Raw genomic sequence first — 15264 nt, 5'->3', positions numbered from 1 at the left:
TAAAAAGCGTCAACCCCGTCTACATAAAAAAAGATTTTTTTCATAATATATTTAGTTTATAAAAGGTACTCCTCTCTCATCACTCGATGAAATGGGGAGTTTTTTTATTAGAGCTACTCTATCCTTAAAATGAAAAAGCCACACCCCTTCGGAAATGGCTCAAAATAAATATCTATAAACTTTAAAAGCATTTGATTACAGTTTTTCGATTTCTTCGATAGAAAGCCCGGTGCCTTTAGCAATATCAGCAATAGGTAGCCCCATTTTCTTAAACTCTAGTGCAATGGCAATAGCTTCTTCACGCTTACCTTTTTCAATCCCAGTCTTAAGCCCTTTCTGAATCCCTTTTTTTTCAGCTTTATCTAATAAATATTCTTGAGTGCCCATAGTATCGCTCCTTCCTATTTTTGTTTTTATTTCTTTTTCAAACATAGATAAATTGCATACAAAAAGCAATTTATCGATCTCTCCTTTGCCATTGATAACTAATCTATTGAGGAAATATACCCAAAACTTCCTCATTATCAAAACTTACGTAGTAAGTAAGGAACCGTTATGAGCTAAGCTCATAACAGCATCATTTCCTATAATAAAAAATTAAATCAATGATAATCATATAGCCCTTGCCTCGTATCCTTATCCATCTCCCGGTTTATCATGTCATCATAAAGATCATGCTTAATCGCTTTCAGGCCTTCGTCACTTATTTTCTTGTTTTTGATAGCCAAAAGAGCAGTAAGGACAATCACTGAAAATGGATTCTCATTAGCTCGTATTACCGACTCTTCCTGATCCATGATCTTGTAACTGTTAAAATCATAGCGCAATGACGTACCCATAAACTCTTGCCTATACACCACTGGTCGGTAGCCGCCATTTTCATCGGCCAGAATCGCTATAGCCGTAATAGGAGCTTTATAACGATCCCATATACGGTAGAAATAGCGTAACATGCGCTCGGCCAAATCGCCATTTCCCTTGCTGCTCTGTATCTCCACATGACATAGCACAAACTGTTCTCTCCCGTCCTTTAAATAGACTTTGACGAGCTTATCGACATAACGCACTCCCCTGCCGGTGCTTTCCGGAGGAAACAAAGTCTCAAACTCTTTATCAAGATAATCAAAGGGTTTGCTTAAATCAAAAACAGCATCTGCTTCCGGAAAAATAAATCGTAAAAAATGCGAAAATGTTTGCTCTAGAATAGACTTCCACAAGGGATCATCTACACGCCTTCTTCTTGGACTCATAATTATTTATCAACTGGCTAACAATACAAAGATAGGAAATAGAAAGTTTAAATACTAATATAATTAGTATTTAAACTAAAAAAGCCACTCCCTTTCGGAAATGGCTTCAATTAATTAAATAAATATAAACTTCAAACTACTTTATTATAGCTTTTCGATCTCCTCAATAGAAAGGCCTGTTCCTTTGGCTATATCTGCTATTGCAATACCCATTTTCTCAATAAATTAAGGAGTTTCCCCACATTTTGCAGTTAGCTCCTTTTTCCATATTTTTTGGTTTTACCACAAATCAAAAATATGAGCAGTAAAAATACAGAAAAGGTATTAAAGCCGGAGATTAATCGGGCAATATAGCAGATCATAGAGACAATCTATACAGGGCTATCCCGAGGCGCGTGCATACCTCAAAAACCAGCAACAGCCCTTTCACGATACTGCAGGTTTCAGCCAGACTACGGCCGGAAACGAAGACAGAGATTGAAAGATTGTATCAATTATAAAAAGGATAATAGCAGTCTTACATTGTAATTCCATTTATCTTTGGAAAACGAGTAGCGGCAAACTAGGCTATTTAAATACCCAGATTGAACACGATATGAAATATTTACCTAATATAGCTTTACTTAGCCTTTTTCTTTCAATTGCAAAGGTTGGATATACACAGGAAATCGCTTGGGATAATACGGCGAAATCAAAATGGAACCCCGTATTTCAAGAAGTTAGCATACCATCGAGTCAAGATAGCTCCAACCAACAAGCCTATTTCTTCAAATCCACCAGCAAACGACCGCAGCCGCTGATCATTAGCTTACATACCTGGAGCGGCGACTTTCGGCAGGCAGACCCTTTGACCAAAGAAATCTTAGCGAGAAATTGGAATTATATCCATCCTGATTTTAGAGGAATGAATCGAACGCCTAAAGCTATGGGGAGCCCTTTTGTTATCAGCGATATTAAGGATGCAATCTCCTATGCGGTTAAACAGGGTAATGTCGATACGAGTGAAATTCATATCATTGGTGTATCAGGAGGAGGATTTGCCACTTTATGTGCTTATATGCAATTAGATTACCCTATCAAATCATTCTCCGCCTGGGCCCCCATTTCAAATATTGAAGCTTGGTACTGGGAATCTCTTGGTCGCGGCCAAAAATATGCCGCCGATATTGCGGCGGCATTAGGTGGTGAATTTAATGCCCGCGAAGCGAGAAAACGTTCACCGCTATTTCAACTTTACCCCAAACAACGTCGTCAAAATTCCGCATTATATATCTATGAAGGTATACACGATGGTTATACCGGCTCTGTCCCTATTACGCAGGCGATAAATATGTATAATCGTTTGGTTGCTGAACAAAAATATCAGGTAAGCAACAGCGATAGTATCAGTGCTATTGCTCCATCCGACCAACAACTGGTGTCTGATCGTGAAATCATCGATCTTTTGACTAAACGTACCGTACCAACTGCGGAACAGGGAACTAAATCCCTTTTTAATCGAAAGGTATACTTGGAAAAACAGACGGACAATATCCACCTCACTATTTTTGAGGGTACTCACGAGCAGTTACCGCAAGCTCTTGCTTTTATTCCAGTACATCAGCAGGACCTTAGCCACTACCAGATCTTAACCATCGGAGATTCGAATGGCGAAATTAAAGGTGGATGGGTCACGCAATTAGGACACTACTTCCCAAATGCCAACATCATCAATATGTCCTCCTCTGGACGCTCCATTGGATTTGACCCCGAAGGTGTATCCATGGCCAATGCCTTAAAGCATATTGACAGCTACCTCACCGAAGCCAAGGCAAAAAGTCTCAAGCATCCTTTCGACTATATCATCGTCTGCCTCGGAACCAACGATACGAAAGTCGAATTTAAAGATCGACAAGGGGAAGTGCCCAAGAATTTAGCCGCCTTACTGACCAAAATAAAAAAACATGGCATTTCAACAAAGAAAACGCGCTTACTCTACGTCAGTCCGCCTCCTATTGTGCCAAGAAATGCCAAATATGTGGACAGCGACAAGAGACTGGCAGACTTGATCGCGCAGTTAAAAGCCACAACTTCTGCACTGGGATTTCAATTTGTAGATGCTTACCACCCTCTTCTTGGTATCTTAGACTACTATGCTGCCGATGGACTTCATATGTCCGCCGCAGGGCAGGCTATTGTAGCCGCGCAAATTATTACTGCAATTGAAGAATCACCCAAGCACAAACATTAAACGCTTTTGATGCATCGATTGAAATCCTATATACCGCTGCTATAGATTATATTTCCATCTACCATCGTTAGTTTAATCGTGATATCCTGATCAAATAAAATGATATTGGCAATTTTTCCGACTTCAATACTCCCGAGGCTCCCTTCCACACCAATAACCTTTGCGGGGTTAATGGTTAACATTTTTACGGCTTCAGGCAATGTTACCCCCGCAACATTAACCATTGTTCTGATCAATCGATCTGCAGTCGCTACGCTTCCTGCAAAGGAACTCCGATCGGGCAATTTGGCCACATCCTGCTCAATAATGACATCCAGTCCTTCTTTCCTATCCCCCAGTTTACTGCGCGTATCATTCGTCCCAGCTGCTCGCATGGCATCCGTCACCAAGACTATCCGATTCACGGTTTTCACTTTAACGATCAATTTTAAAAACGGTTCTGGTAGATGTATTCCATCGGCAATGATCTCCGCGGTAATTTCATCAAGCAATAAGCAGCTTTCGATTGCTCCAGCATAACGAAAAGCATTTTTGCGAAACATCCCTGACATACCAGAATATAAATGCGTCGCTAATTTGTATCCCGCATCCAGACCGCTCACAATATCGGCATACACGGCATCTGTATGTGCCAAAGAAGGGATAACACCGTATTTGAGTAACTCTCTTCCAAAATCCAAGGCCCCTTCTAACTCGGGGGCTGCGCTCCAGCGCGCGATGAGGGGTGCATATTTCTTTAAAATCGGCATATACTCTTTCGGGTCAGGATCCCGTATATATTTGGGATCTTGTGCGCCGCGCTGATTTAAAGCAAAATAGGGACCTTCGAGATGTAATCCTAAAAAACGTGACCGAAAATCCTCCTTCTTCATAAAGGTGCTATATGTCTCCAACAACAGCTTTAAATGTTCGGCATTGCTAGTCAATGATGTCGGCAACATAGACGTGGTTCCATAACGCGCATGGACGTTTGCAATGTGTTGATACTCCTCAGGATCGCAATCCATAAAATCAAAGCCTCCCCCGCCATGCACATGAATATCAATAAAACCGGCGGATAGGTATAATCCCTGTGCATCAATAATCACGGAATCCCCATCCGTATTGATCTTTTCATCTCGAAAGATGGCATTGATCTTCCCGTCCTTGACAAGTATTCCTCCTGAAATAATAGAACCACAGGGCAAAATTAATTTTGCATTTTTAATGAGTGTCCCAAGCATATATTTTATAACCTTTAAATGCGTAAAAACAGATATAACCAAAACAAGGTATTAAGACGATATAAGCCAACTGAAGGCCAATATAATCCGCGACCGCTCCATACACCAAGGGTAAAATAGCGTTTCCGGCTAACCCCATAATTAAAAGTGCAGACGCTTGTCCCGAAAGACTGCCTAAATTCTTTAGCGCCAAGGGCCAAATACTTGCCCATATGAGCGCATTGGGCAAACCTAGGGCACTAATTAGCAAAACACTTAATGCGATATCGTGATTAAACCAGGCCACATTAACTTCCAATAGCACGATCAATAATGAAATAACAATACCTATAATCGAACAAATTTTTAAAGCAGCCGATTGCGAAATAATTTTAGGGATCAACACAATGCCCAAAAAATAACCTACAATAGTACATGTAAGTGTATAGGAAGGCAACAGTTTGCAATCTTCTAAGGCAAGCTCGGTATGCATCCCATAATTAATAATGGTATCAACAGCGATTACTTGAGTACCCACATGTAAAAAAATCGCCACAAAGCCCAATACTAAGTTGGGGTATTTAAATAGTGCTTTAAAAGAAGGCTTTTGATCCCCAGGGCTATCATCAGAAAGATTAATTTCTGGCAACGAACTTTTGTAAATAAAGAAACCAACGAATAGGAGCAACACAGCGAGCACCGCATAAGGTGGAATCACCCGCAAGACCAGTTGATCCAGATAGATCGCTCTAGCTTCGTCAGAAAGTAATGGTATTGATTTAAAGGCGGCCTCATCCCCTTTGCGGATCAGGATTAGCGAAAATAAATAAGGCGCTATAATACCCGCAAATTTATTACAGATACCCATTACACTTATTCTTTGTGCTGCTCTTTCCGGATGACCGATCGTTGTAATATACAGATTGGCTATCGGTTGCAATATCGCCAAACCACTTCCTAATGCAAACAAACCCAATAAAAACAAACTGTAATTTCTTAAATATGCTGCAGGCAAGAATAAGAGCGAACCAAGAGCCATGATCATAAACCCTACCCATATTCCCTTCTTGTAACCAATCTTTTTCACCAGAAATGAAGAAGGCATAGAAACAAAAAAATAAGAGATGTAAAAAGAAAAGGCAACTAAGTAAGATTCAAAATGAGATAGTTCACAAGCAATTTTGAAATAAGGAATTAAGATCGCATTCACCCACGACAAAAAACCAAAAGTGAAAAATAAAACGCCTAAAATTAAAACAGCAGATTTTGTAGTTGGTTGCATAATAAGGCTTAAATTAAGGTTTCATACTTTCGCCCAATAAATCTATGGAGGTCAAAATATCTTTACGATATACTTCTACTGTTGGCCGCCAGTTGGTCTGGATAAAACCCAATAAATGCTTGTCATTGATATGACTTCTAGCAAATTTTACCGTTTCCATCGCACTTTTCTCAGCCCTATATACGCCAGGGGTATGTTCATAATAACCTGCTGTCGGAATTTGATCAAAACCATGTTCTTCCAGTTTGAGGTAGGTCTTAACAGCAATATCATTTAAATTGGAAAAGTCATCTTTATAGTACCAATTGCTCTGAATAACCTCTTTTGGCATTTTACTAAAAAAAGACTCCGGATAATCCCATGCATAGTCCGACCAAATCCATGGTCGCGCATTATATTTACCTAGTAAATCTACAAAATAATATAAATCTTTCCACCATAGGTCATGCTGCCTTAATACAACATAATCGTAAAATCGCTGATTACGATAATCCTCCTCATCATATCCAATATGGAAAAAACGTGGGTTTTCAAAAATTTCTATGACTTCTTCCACTAAATCCTTACATACCTGATAATATAAATCCGTGGATAACATACGAGAATATTTACCCAACCAAGCATCATGTCCAGCCGAAAAATTCAATTTAGGAATAGGCTCGATACCCAAAGCTTTTAATTTTTTAATTTCAGCCTTCAGCCGATCTACTGACCAAGCATTTTTTACGGCAATTTCAGGATGGCTTTCATATAGAACAGCATCCCCCAAATCTAGTAATACCATATTCATTCCGTAATTATGCATCCTCATGACACAATCGTTCCATAGGGCATCGCTTACACGCAATTTTTCATCAAAAACCCTAGCTTTGATTGTCGGATCCAAGCTTTCACTTAAACGATTATGATCCTCCCAAAGATTAAAGCTCAAATGAATTAGATTACACCAAATTTTACTATTCCTGGCCAATGGCTCAACATGTAACGTTGAGCCAATTATATTCTCAATTGCAAATAGACTACTACCGCCAACTGCTATTACATTTTTTAAAAAATTTCTTCTCGTATTCATCGTACAAAAGGATTAAGGTTTATCAGGAATAAAACTATCAAAATCCCCATACATTATATAATACAGGATTCAGCAATACATGTATTTTTATTCAATTAATAGCGTGTGCGCCCACCTATTTCCCATTGCTCAACAATGAGGTGATCTTCAATCACAATAACCTTATCATATAAGGCTATCGTAGGACAAATATGATAAGGTAAAACATATATAACATTCCCGATATCCCAAGACTTCGTTGAATGAGAAATATTCAATACAAGATGCTCTTCACTTTGGGCAACAGGAAAAATTTCAGGATCTGACAAAAAATAAAAACGTTTATCTAACGTGTTTTCAGAGGCTATGGCTTTATACCCCAAATCAATGCAAATATGATCATTTGATGGTTTCGAAATAACGCGCGATAATAGCACTGCAGCAAAGCTGAAATGTTGATTAGGCAAATTCAATTCATAGCCCCTATCCCAGAAAATAAAGGTACCAGGACTACACACAACACTTTCATCTTGTACATAAAATGGAAAGCAAGAAGAACCGCCAATAACGATGTCAACGGCACTATGGTACATCGGGGTAATTAAGGTTCTTAGATTTTTCACAGCCCCTAAATACTCCGCCGATTTTAGCAATCGTTCTGCTTCACAAAGCCCCAACAAGTGTCCATCATAAACATGAAAACCTTTAAAATTTAAGTCCGAACAACATTGCACGAAAGATACCAATGGCTCGGCTTGGTCTAATACCACCCCTGTACGCCCCATTCCTACATCGATATCGATGTAAACATGTATAATTTCGTTATGCTTAGATGCTTCCCTATTCAGTACGTCCGCTACCTCAGCATTATCAACCAAACAGGACAACAGTGTTTGTCGGTACTTTTTTTGGAGTTTAATAAATGCGTTAATATTTGGTCCTACAATTTGATAAGCTAGCAATACATCTTTTGCACCTGCATTACAAAGCAAGTCTAATTCCTGGAGTGTAGCACATTTAAACTTGCTAATCCCGGCTTCCATCATCAGTTTTGAAACATTTCCAGACTTATGAGTTTTAATATGTGGTCTTAATTGATTACTACTTAAGGTATAACCTACTGCCTGTTGAATATTCTTTTGAATACGATCTTTGTACAGCAAAATAGCCGGCGAAAATAGTTGATCTACCCCATTCACCTCAAACCAGTCTTTCTCTAATTTCATAGCGCGTTGTATTTTTCAATCAATCTTTTCAGTGCTTGTGTAATTAATTCTTCGGCATCCCCTGCCAAATAAGATGTACGGCATCGCCAAGTCTCATAGCCGCCCATTTCTATAGCGTCGACCGGAGGCACATAGCCTACATAATCATTAGCCAGACAGATCGTAAAATAGGCGTGTTTTTGCTGGATACTTTTCAGAAAAATACCCGATTTACTGAAAAACTCCCCACCCAATGCCCCAATGATACCTTGACCGATTTTAAATGCCTGAATAGGAAATTGAATCAAATCCGGAAAATCATACAATAACAGCTGCTCCCGGGCATACAGCGCTATTAGTCCTTGCTCATCCACTTTAAAGCTGTCAAAATCCACTTGTTGTAAAGTCGTTTTAGCCCGATTATACTCCTCCAAAGAAGGCTTACGTGTTGACACCTCTATCTCTTCATAAAAAGCATTCAAATCCCCCCTATTCTCCCAACAGACTTCCTGTAGATTTTCGGTTAGCTTTTTAGCTAAAGAGGCACCAATCCAGTTGCTTTTCTCACCAATACCTGCGGGAAAAGAATAGGTGCCTAAAAAATCCCATATATTTACGTCCCCACTCGTACCATTGGTCATTACACCAACGAAATCGTTCGCACAAGATACGCTGTCCACCAAGCTTTTTTCAAATGCAGCGAAATAATCTCCCGCAATCATTCCCGGACTAAAATCACCCACATAATGCAAATTATAATTCGCCAGCACAGCCTTGATTTTATGCACTTTATCCCGAAGGACAAGGTAGGACAACTGCGTATCTGGTGTACCCATACTGCAATCGATAAGATGCTCTGCCCCGATTGGGTTCGTTTTTATTGCGTCAATCTTGCCATCCACCGGACTCCGTGCTACATACGGCTCTTTCATCTTATACCTCCGGATCAACAAAAAATCGGGCACTTCCACCGACCCATATCCGATAGATACAGGTGCTACTTGCGCTAATGCAAGACGCACCGACTCCAGGATTTTACTTTTCAACATAGCCCGATAGCCATCATCCGCATGCCCCCATAAAATAGACGAAACAGCTCCGCCCGAATGGATATGCGTACTCGAAATTAAGACCGATTCCCGCCTGATTCCTGTAGCACAAAAAATAGCATCCTTTACGTCATCCAAAAACTCACGTCGCATCGCACAAGTATCCACTACAACAAAGACCAGCTGCTGCATGGAATTCGATAACACGATGGTACGAACGAAAATATCCTCGTATATAGCCGTGACATACCGCGTATGAAACTCGCCGTTGATCAGTGACCCATAGGATGGTGTTATCTTAATTTTGGCTGTCCCTGCAAATAGAAAATCATCTGTCATCGCTTATTTAAAGTGCTTTTTCTAAAAATACCAACAAATTCCTGTAAAAAATACGGTCTATATCCAGGTCTGAATAGCCTCTATTCTGAAGAATCTGCTCAAATTTCTGCAAATCTGCTATCGAATTCATATCCCAAGGAGTCTGCTCCGTTCCGAAAATACCGTCTAGGTCACTCCCGATAGCAATATGATCGGTATTTCCTGCTATTTGGCAGATGTGATCCCAGTGGTCCACCAGTTTCTCTAATCTAATATCCAATTGCCAAGGATCCGATACCGCATCAATAAAACGAATATCCATTGCCCAACAGTCGAGCATCCCCCCAATAACAGCACCCCGCTCAATTAATAACTTAATCTGCTCGTCAGTTAACTGCCTTTGGTTCGGCACCAGCTTGCGCACATTATGATGACTCGCCCAGATAGGACCATCATAAACAGCCATTGCTTGTTCAAATCCTTCATCTGTCAGATGCGTTACATCAAGAATCATGTTTAATTTAGCCATTTCTTTCATTAAGCGAAAACCCTCGGGTTTTATCTCCCCGACCGTCTTTGTGCCGGGGGCGTATCGGCCCGGACCAAAATGCGATAACCCCAAAGCTCTTAATCCATACCCATGCGCCTCATACAAATAATCCACGTTTACCAACGAATCTGCCCCCTCTAGACTGAGCACATAACCAATAGGCTTGGTCAAATCGTCTATCGTTTCATTTTCCCAGAGCTGCCAATGCTGCCGCAGTTGTGCGGCGGTACGTAATTGCACCATTTCGCCAAGCTTTTCCATCTCCCTATACCAGGCCAATTGCGCCTGTGTTGCTGCCCAAGCCTGCTGCGGTGAATGATATCCCGACAACGCCGTACCAAAAGCATTCACCCGCCCCAATTGCGTAGCAACTACAACAGCAATTTTACCCTTACGCAATTCAGGGAGACAAACCGTATTTTTTCCCCGGTCAGGCTTGTCTTTCATATGCATTTCAGCTGCCCGTATATGATCCAGACTTTTTGATAAATCGCGGTTCCATTCCATCGCATTCATCGCAAGATCAAGATGCGCATCAATAATCAATCTTTTCTTCATAGTGCAACGATATTATCTTGCATCGCTTGAAATTGGGCGATAAGCTGCTTCATTTCAAACGTAAATTCTTTAAACTTATCCAGCATCTGCTGCTTTCCTGCCGCGTCATAACTGTAAAAGCCCCTCCCATTTGAAATCCCATCGTCCCCCTGCGACCATACTTTTTGCGCAAAGGGAGGAATTTGCACCTGCTTAGCAAGCTCAGGATTCAAGTCATACATGACCCTTCCATAAGCATATACCCCCATCAAATCCATGTACCTAAAGTTGCCGGCAAAAGGAACATAAAAACCCGCGTCATTTCGGCAAGCGCGATCCACACTCGCTACATCCGCATATCCTTGATCAACCAAAAACATACCTTCCCGAACAATTGCCGCAAACAAGCGCTCAGCGATACTAAAATCACAGGTAGACACGACAGTTCGCTTTAACCAATCCACCTTTGTGATGCTGCTAAGCCGCTCTACGAGATGAACTGCAGTAGCGTCGTTACTGATTAACTCTAAAAAAAAGTTCGCTTCAACCGGGAAGCTCCATCTTACACCAATCAGGCGATTCGGATAGCGCAGTCCTTTTTGAAAGGTCGATAACATCTGGGACTCCAGGTTAATCAAAATTGGAATATCAGGCGCAAGGGTTTGATCAAGGCATTCCAAGGCGTACCGTTTCTGTTCAGCTTCCTTCTCCGAATGAAAAATAACCAAATCGAGCATATGGCTGACCTGCTGCGCTAAGTCCAAAACGCTGTCAAAGACCATACAATGCTCCACATGCTTCTTCAAAAATTCATGGATATTTATCACCCATTTTCCATCACCGAGGAGGCCTATATTTCGCTGCGTATTCATCTTATTTAAGCCTAAAATCTCGAAAAACTTTTTCAACAGCTGTCAATGCCACCTCCATATCTGCGACCGTATGCACTGCCGATATATACCAGAGCCCTCGACTCAATATTCGGATCCCCTGCTCCTGCAATGCATTGACAAATTCAGCCAGCTTCGCCTTATCCGCATGTAAAGTATCGCGATAATCATACGATTTTTCAAGATCGGAAAAAGTCGTACTAAATACTGGTCCAGGACCTTCGATCAACATCGTAATACCATACCGCGCTGCAATATAGCGGATCCCCAGCATCAGTTTATTCCCAAGCGCATACATTCTAGCATAAGTCTCGACATCATCCTCCAACACTTTAATCGTCGCCAGTGCCGCCGCAACGGTACTATTACAAGCATTCATCGTTCCAGCATGGATCGCCTTCGATTGCGTTATCATGTCCATCCACTCGTTTTTTCCAACGATAGCGCTAATCGGATGACCACTCCCTATGGCCTTGGCAAAAATTGACAAATCAGGCTTGATATTAAAATAACCCTGAGCGCCAGACAGTGACAATCTAAATCCCGTTATCACCTCATCAAAAATTAGCGCTACCCCATACCGATCACATAAATCACGAATTCCCTGCAAGTAAGATTTTTCGGGCACAATGCACCCATTATTACACATGACCGGCTCCATAATGATGGCCGCAATTTCCTTTCCACTCACTTCTAATAAATTTTCCACAAGCTGCAGATCATTCCACGGTAAAACAAAAAAATCATGGCTACTATTTTCAGAAAGCCCCTGCGACCAAGGGAAAAAATTAGGATCATGACGGTCTCCCAGTGCGGCGATAGACGGCGCACTAAAACCATAGGCGACATTATCCATCCAACCATGATAATGACCTTCAAAACGCAAGAATTTTTGTCGCCCAGTTTTAGCCCTTGCAATTCGAAATGCCGTTTGCACAGCTTCCGAGCCATCAAGGCAAAACCTAATTTTTTCAGCACTCGGAATAAGTTCGCAAATCTTTTCGGCCAACTGCAGCTCTTTGATATGCTGACCCGCGAACAATTGACCACGCGCACTATATTTATCAATTTCTGCCTGCACATACGGATGTGCATGCCCCACAATAAGCGGCCCTTGACTCAATGAAAAGTCCAAATAAGCATTGCCATCTACATCAAAAATACGACTCCCCTCCCCATGCGAAAAAAATAACGCATGCGGGTAACTATACTTTCGAAATTCGGAGGAAACACCACCAGCCATTACCCGCTCCGCCCGTAGCAAGAGTTCGGCAGATTTACTATAATTTTTCATTCGCTATGATTAAGATTAAATGAATCCTTTTTGGACAATCGAAAAATTGCCAAGTTAAACTGCTCAAACAAATGCGCCCATTGCTTTGCAGATTCTTTGGTATACGGATACAAGCCATCCAAATTATGAATCCCTCTCTTATGCCTTTGTACCGCTTCCTCCATGATAGGGGGAACATTTTCATACACATATAAGTCTTGAAACCCCTTGTGTAATGTCGCTAAAACATGCTGCGTACCCAAGTAATCCATACGCCTAAAAATGCCCATAAAGGTGATCCAAGCCCCAAAATCATGTTTGAACAATTCATCAGCCTGTTCGAAAGTCGTAAATCCATCATTTACCAAGCCCAGTGCTTCACGATACACCGCATACATTAACCTGTTGGTAATAAAACCACGAATATCCTTTTTTAGCAGGGTGGGTTCTTTGCCCCAATGATGCGCGATCGCGTACATTAGATCTGCCCTGTCCATATCTGTTTTCTCACCACAAGTTATCTCCAAAAAGCGCGTCGCATAAGCCGGCTCGGCCCAGTGAATACCCAAAAAGTTAGCTGGATTTTTAACAAACTGCTGCAATTGACTAATCGGGATGGCAGACGTGTTGGAAGCGATCGTACAGCTCTCCTTTACCACGGCTTCAATCTTTGTATAGATGCTTTTTTTGATCTCTAGATCTTCAATCACACATTCCTGTACAAAAAAACATTCTTCTAACGCCCGAAAATCTGCTGTCAACAGCAACATCTCCTCCAAATCAGGCTGTTGGCCCGAGCGATAATAATCTTGATGCGCATTTGCGAGCAACATGTTCAAATCATGCTTCGCTTTTTCAATTTCCCCCTCCAATAAACCAATACCGATCACTTTATACCCCGACAACATCAAAGAAAGGGCAATACTTGTCCCCATGAGCCCCAGCCCAACTACGCCAACTTGACCGTTATCTATGCCCTGAACTGCCATGATTAATCGTTTTTGGGTGCTATCCAGGCGACACAGTCAATTTCAATTTTTATACCTTCAGCCAATACAGATTGAACCGTAGTCCGGGCAGGCTTCAATACATTAAAAAACGTTGCATAAGCCGCATTAAAGCGATCAAAATCAGCAATATCAGCCAAATGCACCGTTGTTTTTACAATATCCGATGCCGAGGCACCCGCTTGCTGTAAGATGAGCAATATATTTTCCATTGTCCGCTCCGTTTCCTCTTCGATCGATCCCAGCACAAAGGCTGATTTTTTAAAATCTACAGCAGCCTGACCACTGACATAAATAAACCCATCAATCTGTATGGCATCCGCGTAAGCACCCGTTTCAAAATTTACATCCCGATCCGGATGATGATAAATTTTTCTTTCCATTGCAATTTCATTTTTAGTATACCCAAATCTACAAGATGGCCGAAGACAGGACTGTTACAATCTTACGTAAACATGATATTATCACACAAAAACGCCCGCGCCCGCGAGGTCGCTATACAGAAAGTGTTTGCACGCTCATCTTTTCTTGCACCAACTTTCTATATTCAGAAGGAGACATGCCTTTCAATCGTTTAAACTGCCTATTGAAGTTTGCCAAATTATTAAAGCCACATTGATAGGCCACCAACACAATCGGCGTTTGGTTACTCCGTAAGAGCGTACAAACATGGCCGATCCGAACCGCATTCAGATAAGCGACGAAGGTCATTCTAAATTGATCTTTAAAATAATTGCAAAAAGCCGTAACAGACATGCAAGCCATATCAGCCACCTCCTTTAAGCAGATATCCCGATAAAAATTAATTTTTATAAAGGCTATAATTTTAGCGTATCGATCCGTAGCCGTACGGTCGCCGATCTGATAATTGGGGCTTGCTAAAACTTGGATTTCGTTTTCCTCCATGGCTGCGACGAGAAGATCAAAAATTAAAAACAAAGAAGAAAGTCGCTGTAAACCAGTTTGATCAATCATGTTGCACATCACCGATTCAATTTTGGACCGGCAATTTCCGAAAATAACGAGGCCACGCTTTGCCAAGTAAAATACCTCCTTGAGCCGATTCATTTCCATGATCGAAAAGATATTGCCGTTCAAAAAATCTTCAGTGAAGTGGATAACAACGGCTTCAGACCTGTTGTCCCCATCGAGCCGTTCATTGTTCGACCAGACATGTGGAATTCCGGGCGCCATAAAAACGAGATCTCCGGCGTCAAAAGAACCGATGTGATCGCCCACCATCCTTTTTCCAGCACTTTTCCGCACCAACACAAGTTCGTATTCCGGATGATAATGCCAAGGACATGGAAAATAAGCCCCCTTTTCTGTATATACAATGAAAGATTTATCTAGTTCCTTTGGTAAACGACATTCTATTGCTTTCATATTTCTAATTTTTTAAAACATAATATCATTTCAT

General features: G+C 41.2%; 14 protein-coding genes. 1 reads left to right on the top strand and 13 read right to left on the bottom strand.

The annotated features are described in order from the left end of the window. Positions 1 to 195: 195 nt before the first annotated feature. Together L1283_RS04875 and L1283_RS04870 are read right to left on the bottom strand one after the other, a co-directional pair. The gene (locus tag L1283_RS04875; RefSeq protein WP_429625907.1) at positions 196 to 432 is read right to left on the bottom strand and encodes a hypothetical protein; all 237 of its coding nucleotides are present in this window, start codon (positions 430 to 432) and stop codon (positions 196 to 198) included. Positions 433 to 602: 170 nt separating this feature from the next. Next, the gene (locus L1283_RS04870; RefSeq protein ID WP_429625905.1) at positions 603 to 1250 is read right to left on the bottom strand and encodes an Rpn family recombination-promoting nuclease/putative transposase; all 648 of its coding nucleotides are present in this window, start codon (positions 1248 to 1250) and stop codon (positions 603 to 605) included. Between the two features lie 595 nt (positions 1251 to 1845). Here L1283_RS04870 and L1283_RS04865 point away from each other — a divergent pair. After that, a complete protein-coding gene (locus L1283_RS04865) occupies positions 1846 to 3480 on the top strand; it encodes an SGNH/GDSL hydrolase family protein (protein WP_429625904.1) in 1635 nt (544 codons plus the stop codon). Positions 3481 to 3506: 26 nt separating this feature from the next. Here the strand turns inward: L1283_RS04865 and nagA are convergent, their stop codons facing one another. The 11 genes from nagA to L1283_RS04810 form a co-directional block, all read right to left on the bottom strand. Continuing rightward, positions 3507 to 4703: an N-acetylglucosamine-6-phosphate deacetylase gene (gene nagA, locus L1283_RS04860; RefSeq protein WP_429625902.1), complete on the bottom strand. Its 1197-nt coding sequence runs from the start codon at positions 4701 to 4703 to the stop codon at positions 3507 to 3509. Next, the gene (locus L1283_RS04855) at positions 4684 to 5964 is read right to left on the bottom strand and encodes a sugar MFS transporter (RefSeq protein WP_333889310.1); all 1281 of its coding nucleotides are present in this window, start codon (positions 5962 to 5964) and stop codon (positions 4684 to 4686) included. Before L1283_RS04855 ends, nagA begins: the two co-directional genes overlap by 20 nt. A 13-nt stretch (positions 5965 to 5977) precedes the next feature. After that, on the bottom strand, positions 5978 to 7036 hold the full coding sequence (locus L1283_RS04850; RefSeq protein WP_333889309.1) for a hypothetical protein: 1059 nt from the start codon (positions 7034 to 7036) through the stop codon (positions 5978 to 5980). A 95-nt stretch (positions 7037 to 7131) separates the two neighbouring features. Further along, positions 7132 to 8241, bottom strand: a complete 1110-nt coding sequence (locus tag L1283_RS04845; RefSeq protein ID WP_429625901.1) for an alanine racemase — start codon at positions 8239 to 8241, stop codon at positions 7132 to 7134. After that, on the bottom strand, positions 8238 to 9608 hold the full coding sequence (locus L1283_RS04840) for a hypothetical protein (RefSeq protein WP_429625899.1): 1371 nt from the start codon (positions 9606 to 9608) through the stop codon (positions 8238 to 8240). Before L1283_RS04840 ends, L1283_RS04845 begins: the two co-directional genes overlap by 4 nt. Before the next feature lie 7 nt (positions 9609 to 9615). Continuing rightward, positions 9616 to 10695: a dipeptidase gene (locus tag L1283_RS04835; protein WP_333889306.1), complete on the bottom strand. Its 1080-nt coding sequence runs from the start codon at positions 10693 to 10695 to the stop codon at positions 9616 to 9618. Continuing rightward, positions 10692 to 11546, bottom strand: coding sequence for a 3-hydroxyacyl-CoA dehydrogenase family protein (locus L1283_RS04830; RefSeq protein ID WP_333889305.1), 855 nt, complete (start codon positions 11544 to 11546; stop codon positions 10692 to 10694). Before L1283_RS04830 ends, L1283_RS04835 begins: the two co-directional genes overlap by 4 nt. 1 nt (position 11547) lies before the next feature. Beyond that, positions 11548 to 12858 carry an aspartate aminotransferase family protein gene (locus tag L1283_RS04825; protein ID WP_333889304.1) on the bottom strand — a complete coding sequence of 437 codons (1311 nt, stop codon included), beginning with the start codon at positions 12856 to 12858 and terminating at the stop codon, positions 11548 to 11550. Next, positions 12855 to 13826, bottom strand: coding sequence for a 3-hydroxyacyl-CoA dehydrogenase family protein (locus tag L1283_RS04820; protein ID WP_333889303.1), 972 nt, complete (start codon positions 13824 to 13826; stop codon positions 12855 to 12857). Before L1283_RS04820 ends, L1283_RS04825 begins: the two co-directional genes overlap by 4 nt. Before the next feature lie 2 nt (positions 13827 to 13828). Continuing rightward, positions 13829 to 14227: a RidA family protein gene (locus tag L1283_RS04815; RefSeq protein ID WP_333889302.1), complete on the bottom strand. Its 399-nt coding sequence runs from the start codon at positions 14225 to 14227 to the stop codon at positions 13829 to 13831. A gap of 112 nt (positions 14228 to 14339) precedes the next feature. After that, positions 14340 to 15230, bottom strand: a complete 891-nt coding sequence (locus tag L1283_RS04810; RefSeq protein ID WP_333889301.1) for an AraC family transcriptional regulator — start codon at positions 15228 to 15230, stop codon at positions 14340 to 14342. Between the last annotated feature and the right edge of the window lie 34 nt (positions 15231 to 15264).

It is taken from the genome of Sphingobacterium sp. HSC-15S19, assembly GCF_050433745.1.
GTDB lineage: Bacteria > Bacteroidota > Bacteroidia > Sphingobacteriales > Sphingobacteriaceae > Sphingobacterium > Sphingobacterium siyangense.
Note: the sequence above shows the minus strand (reverse complement) of the source record. Positions and strands in the feature narration are given on the sequence as shown.